The 235-nt window shown below is 68.5% G+C and carries 1 pseudogene; it reads left to right on the top strand.

Annotated features, from left to right (window positions below):
• Positions 1-235, top strand: a pseudogene (locus AMS65_RS00030) (hypothetical protein); the annotation flags it as partial.

The raw sequence follows: 235 nt of genomic DNA, 5'->3' as shown, positions 1-235 counted from the left end.
CGCATCCCGTGCTCGTCTACGGCTTTGACGACGACCCGTGGGCCACCCCCGCCGCCATCAACGCGTTGACGATGCACTTCACGAACACGTGGGTCGAGCGTCGGCAAATCACGCCTGCGCAGGCCGGCGGCGCAGTGGGGCACATGGGCTTCTTCCGCGCGCAGTTCGCCACCACGCTGTGGCCAGGTCTGGTGGATTGGCTGCGCGAACGTGCCGCCGCCACGCGCAACGAAGC

The organism is Leucobacter celer subsp. astrifaciens, assembly GCF_001273835.1.
GTDB lineage: Bacteria > Actinomycetota > Actinomycetes > Actinomycetales > Microbacteriaceae > Leucobacter > Leucobacter celer.
The sequence above is the reverse complement of the archived record's forward strand: the minus strand, read 5'-3'. Positions and strand labels throughout refer to the sequence as shown.